We start from the raw sequence: 5,254 nt of genomic DNA on the forward strand, positions 1-5,254 counted from the left end.
TGTTCCCACTCTGTTATCAACTATAGTATTGCATAGGGGTAGATCTGCCTGTAGTGCTTCATCGATTTATATTTATTTAATCCACATATCTGATGGGGCTTAGACTAACCTCAACGGATTTAAAACTTAATGATCTTGCTTTGGAGGCTATTCAATAAGAGCATTCAAATGCTAGTGGAATTGTATTGCCTGAATTTTAATAACAAACAATCCTAATCTTAACCATTACTCACTTTAATCACAAATCAATGAAAAAACTATTACTATTGAGTTTTGCGCTGATATTTGCCCTGCTTCAACAGGCAGTGGCACAGAGCAAGACTGTAACGGGCACGGTGACGGACCAGGCCACCGGTCAGGGGCTTCCTGGTGTTGCCGTACTGGTGAAAGGCACCAGTACAGGAACTGCAACAGGAGCTGACGGCTCTTATTCGATTAATGTGCCGGCAGAAGGCAACACGTTAGTGTTCCGATTCCTAGGCTACACTTCCGTAGAGCGTAGTATTGGTAACGCAAGCACTGTCAATGTTACGCTTGCAATAGATAACAAGCAGCTGTCAGAAGTTATCGTAGTAGGTTATGGAACCCAGACAAAAGCAGAGTTTACTGGGTCTGCTGCTTCCGTATCAGGTGATAAGATTAAGGAGATGCCTGTGCAAAGCTTTGACCAGGCATTAGGTGGCAGAGCTGCCGGTGTAAATATCGTTCAGCCAAACGGGGTACTCAATAACCCTCCTGTGATACGTATTCGCGGTACTAACTCAATATCCCTGAGTTCTTTTCCACTGGTAATAGTTGATGGTATTGCGATCAATACCGGTGACAACTCATCAACTCAGGCTGCCAGTAATGCTTTGGGTGATATAAACCCCGCTGATATTGAATCTATTGATATCCTGAAAGATGCGGCTTCTACGGCTATCTACGGCTCAAGGGCTGCCGGTGGTGTATTACTAATAACCACAAAAAGAGGTAAATCAGGTAAGCCGAAAGTGAATTATGATGCCTGGGCAGGTATGACAGAGGCCGTTCGTTTGCCAGAGCTGTTAAATGCGCAGCAGTATATGGAGATTAAGAACGAAGGTGTTCTTAATGCGAAAACGTTGGGAGGCAATGCGAATAACCCTGCTGTTGCTTCTGAATTCTTCTTCCCGTCTTTCAACGAGGACGGTTCTATGGTAGATACCAGATGGTATGATGAGGTTTATCGTAAAGCATACTCTCAGAACCATAGCTTAAGCGTATCTGGCGGTACAGAGGGTACAACTTATTTCTTCTCTGCTAACGTTACAGATCAGGATGGATTTATCAAAAAAAATACTTTCGAGAGAAAAGCTGTTCGTTTTAACATAGATCACAAACTTACGAATTGGCTTAAATTAACTGCTAATACAAGCTTTAGCAATAGCTTCAGTTCAGCGCCAAATACTGGTTCTTTGCCAGGTGCTGCTTTCAATACCAGTGGTTTAGGTCGACTTGCTGTTGTGACTGCACCTAATGTTGCTCCAAGAAACCCAGATGGGTCTTATAACATTCGTTCTGATAACACCATGGGCAGAGGTAATAACTTGCAGCAGTCAGGCTTTGTGAACCCGCTTCCGATTTTGGACCTTAGCTCATTTACATCAGAGACTGATCGTTTGTTCGGTAGCTTTGGAGCTAATGTTCAGATTGTAAAAGGATTAGACTTCAATACCACTTATTCTATGGATAGGATGAGCATTGAAGGTATATCATACCAGAACCCGCTGCATGGTGATGGCTTTACTAATAAAGGTAACGCTACTAACACCCAACAGCGCTTAGAAAATACAAACTGGATCAACACGCTGAACTACCAGACAACTTTAGGAGATAACCATAATATCAGCTTGCTAATTGGTTCTGAGGTGCAGCAGTACCTGAACAAAGGCTGGGGCGCTAACCGCTTTGGAGTAGCAGATAATTTCTTTAACGATTATCAGGGCAACTTTACAAGTATTACTCCGTCAGGCAATTATATTACAGAAAGAGCTTTTGCCTCTGGTTTTTCCCGTCTGAACTACGACTTTGCCAAACGCTATTTCATTACCATGAACTTCCGTCGGGATGGAAACTCAGCTTTGGCTGCTGAAAACAAGTGGGGTAACTTTGGTGGTGTATCAGGTGGTTGGGCACTGTCTGAGGAAAGCTTTTACAAAAACTCTGCTTTATCCAATATTGCAAACAGTGTAAAATTACGGGCCAGTTGGGGTAGAGTAGGTAACGGTAACCTGCCAAGTGCATATGGTTCACTGTTCCTGTATGGATCTGGTTTATACGGAGAGTCTCCGACTCTGGTGTTTAACCAGGCCGGTAATGCTGCCCTATCTTGGGAAACAAGTGAGCAGACAAATATTGGTGCTGATTTTGGCTTCCTGAACGACAAAATTCAGTTTGAGGTCACTTACTTCAACAACAATGTAAACGGCTTGATCCTGAATGCTCCTCAGTCCCCATCTAAAGGTATACCTGGAAATAGTATCCTTACCAACGTAGGCTCTATGTATAACCGTGGTCTGGAATTTGCCATTAATGCTACTCCGATTGCGGAAGGCAAATTCTCCTGGAGCACCAACCTGAACTTTACTGCAATCAAAAACGAAGTTACTGCCCTTGCTGACGGTAATGCTGACCTTTTTGCTTCAACAGGTGGTTTGGAGACAACTAACATTACACGTGTAGGAGAGCCAGTGGGCAGCATCTACGGCGTTAAGACTGCTGGTGTGAACCCTGCCAACGGGCAGCGTATTTTCATCAATAAGGATGGAAAAGAAGTGCAGTATAGCCACGTGGTACCAGCTGGTGGCAGCCGTTGGACCTACCTGGATGGCTCACCTGCACCTGCAATTACTTCTGCTGGCGACGGTCAGATTTTAGGTAACGCTCTTCCTACCTGGTATGGCGGCTTTCAGAATACATTTAAGTATGGCGACCTTGACCTTGGTCTGAACTTTACTTACTCTGGTGGTAACTACATCTACAACGGTACCCAGGCAGGTTTAAGAGATATGCGTTTCTGGAACAACCATACGGACGTATTAGACAGATGGACTCCTGAGAACCAGAGTGGATCTATACCTCGTATTGTATGGGGCGACAATATGTCTAACGGCTCGGCCCTCGTTATTTCTGAAAACGTAGAAAAAGCGGACTTCCTGAAACTGCAAACAGCTACAATCGGCTATAAAATTCCTGCCACTTTGGTGAGCAAGGCAGGTATAAACTCTGTCAGAATCTATGGTCAGGTGTTTAATGCCTTCGTCCTCACAAACTATTCAGGTGCTGACCCTGAAATCTCAACTAACGGTAATTCAAATACTGCGCCAGGTGTGGAGCGTAACACTGTGCCGCAAGGCAGAACATTTACAGTTGGTGTAAACGTTGGTTTCTAATTTCAATAATTCTACTAGCAATGAAAAATTTAAATATAAAAGCACGTAAGCTATACCTTATAAAGGCCGCTTTTCTTGCCTTGCCATTCACCTTTGCTGCTTGTGATACAGATGAGTTGCTGAACCCTGTTCCTGAAACATCTATATCAGACAAGAATGCCTTCGATACTCCTGAGAGGATACAAGGGCAGGTAAACGGTTTATACCGTGCCATCAAAGATGGCCAGTTCTATGGTGGCAGATTAATCGTCTATAATGAGATTCGAGGCGAGGAGTACATCAACCGTTTAACAAACGGTGTTACTGGCCTGCAAACCTGGCAGCATAACCTGAATGCAGGTACAAACGAAGTTCAAAACTTCTGGGGTGCAGCCTACGCTTCTATTAACCGTATCAACGTTTTTCTGAAGGGGCTTGATGACAATGCCGCTAAGATTGATCCTGTGCTGCTGGCACAATACAAAGCAGAAGCCAAGTTTTTAAGAGCGCTTACTTACCACAGCCTGATTACCTTGTATGCCAAGCCTTTCAATGCTGATAACGGGGCCTCTCCTGGCGTGCCGCTTCGCTTATTGGCCGAAACATCTTCTGCAAACAATGACCTGGCAAGAAGTTCTGTAGCAAAAGTATACGAGCAGATACTGGCAGATCTGAACGAAGCGGAAGCAGGGTTGCCAGCCAATTACTCCACTCCGCTTCTAAATACTACCAGAGCGCATAAGAATACAGCGGTAGCCCTGAAGGCCAGAATTTATCTGCATATGGGTAATTATGCTAAAGTGGTAGAAGAATCCGGTAAGATTGTTTCTGATGCCGCTCCATTTAAAGCGCCATCCGGAGTAACCCATGAGTTGCAGCCAAATGTAGCTGCGCCATTTGCGACCCCTACAACTACAGAGTCGGTTTTCTCATTGCCGATGACAGAGCAGGATGTTCCTGGCACGCAGAACCAGTTAGGCTATTACTTTAATGCTCCTCCTGTTGGCAACGGTGAATATTACTTAAATCCAACAGGTATAATAGGTGATCCGGATTGGAGAGCAGAAGATGCGCGAAGAAAGAGCTTTGTTGTAACGGCAGGTAACCTGATGTATTACAAGAAGTTTGACAAACCCGCTCCTTACACAGATTTTGTTCCGGTGATCAGGTATGCGGAAGTTCTGCTTAACTATGCTGAGGCTGCAGCAAGAACGGGTAACCTGGTTAAAGCGGTTCAGCTGCTTAATGCTGTGCGTACCCGATCAGATGCGGGTTATGTTTTCCCTGCTACAGCGATCGCAACGCAGGAAGCACTAATTAACACGATCCTTAAGGAAAGAAGAATCGAGTTACTGGCTGAGGGTTTCCGTTCACTGGATATTACCAGAACGGTATCTGCCTTCCCTGGTAAGACTGGCAGCGGATTAACTGCACCTGCCGTAGATCCTACTTCTCCTGAGTATGTGTGGCCAATGCCGAACTCTGAGATTGCAACAAATAAATTATTGTAAATTAATTGATTCCTGTACAACAGTAAAATAAAAACCCCCATCAGCTGATGGGGGTTTTTATTTTCCCGGACTAACTACAACTCTATTTAGTCCCATAAAAATTTCATACGTAGCGAACTTTGGCTAAAGTGTTGCAGTTGATTGTTTCTTAAGGTTATAATACCTTTATACATTTACTGAAAACTATTAGGTATGCTTCTCCCGAACTATAGCGGAAATATATTAGAAGCCGGTATTGACGAGGCAGGCCGTGGCTGCCTGGCCGGACCGGTAGTGGCGGCCGCCGTCATTCTTCCTCCCGATTACCAGCATGCGCTGCTTAACGACTCAAAAAAACTGAGCTATAAGCAG

At 44.5% G+C, this 5,254-nt stretch carries 2 protein-coding genes and 1 pseudogene; all 3 read left to right on the forward strand.

Going from position 1 to position 5,254, the window contains the following annotated elements; genetic code table 11:
* The first annotated feature begins 248 nt into the window (after nt 1-248).
* A complete protein-coding gene (locus tag OB13_RS18030) occupies nt 249-3,413 on the forward strand; it encodes a SusC/RagA family TonB-linked outer membrane protein (RefSeq protein ID WP_461491577.1) in 3,165 nt (1,054 codons plus the stop codon).
* Nucleotides 3,414-3,433: 20 nt separating this feature from the next.
* Nucleotides 3,434-4,903, forward strand: a complete 1,470-nt coding sequence (locus OB13_RS18035) for a RagB/SusD family nutrient uptake outer membrane protein (RefSeq protein ID WP_461491578.1) — start codon at nt 3,434-3,436, stop codon at nt 4,901-4,903.
* Between the two features lie 192 nt (nt 4,904-5,095).
* Nucleotides 5,096-5,254, forward strand: a pseudogene (locus OB13_RS18040) (ribonuclease HII); the annotation flags it as partial.

It is taken from the genome of Pontibacter sp. HJ8 (assembly GCF_054824225.1).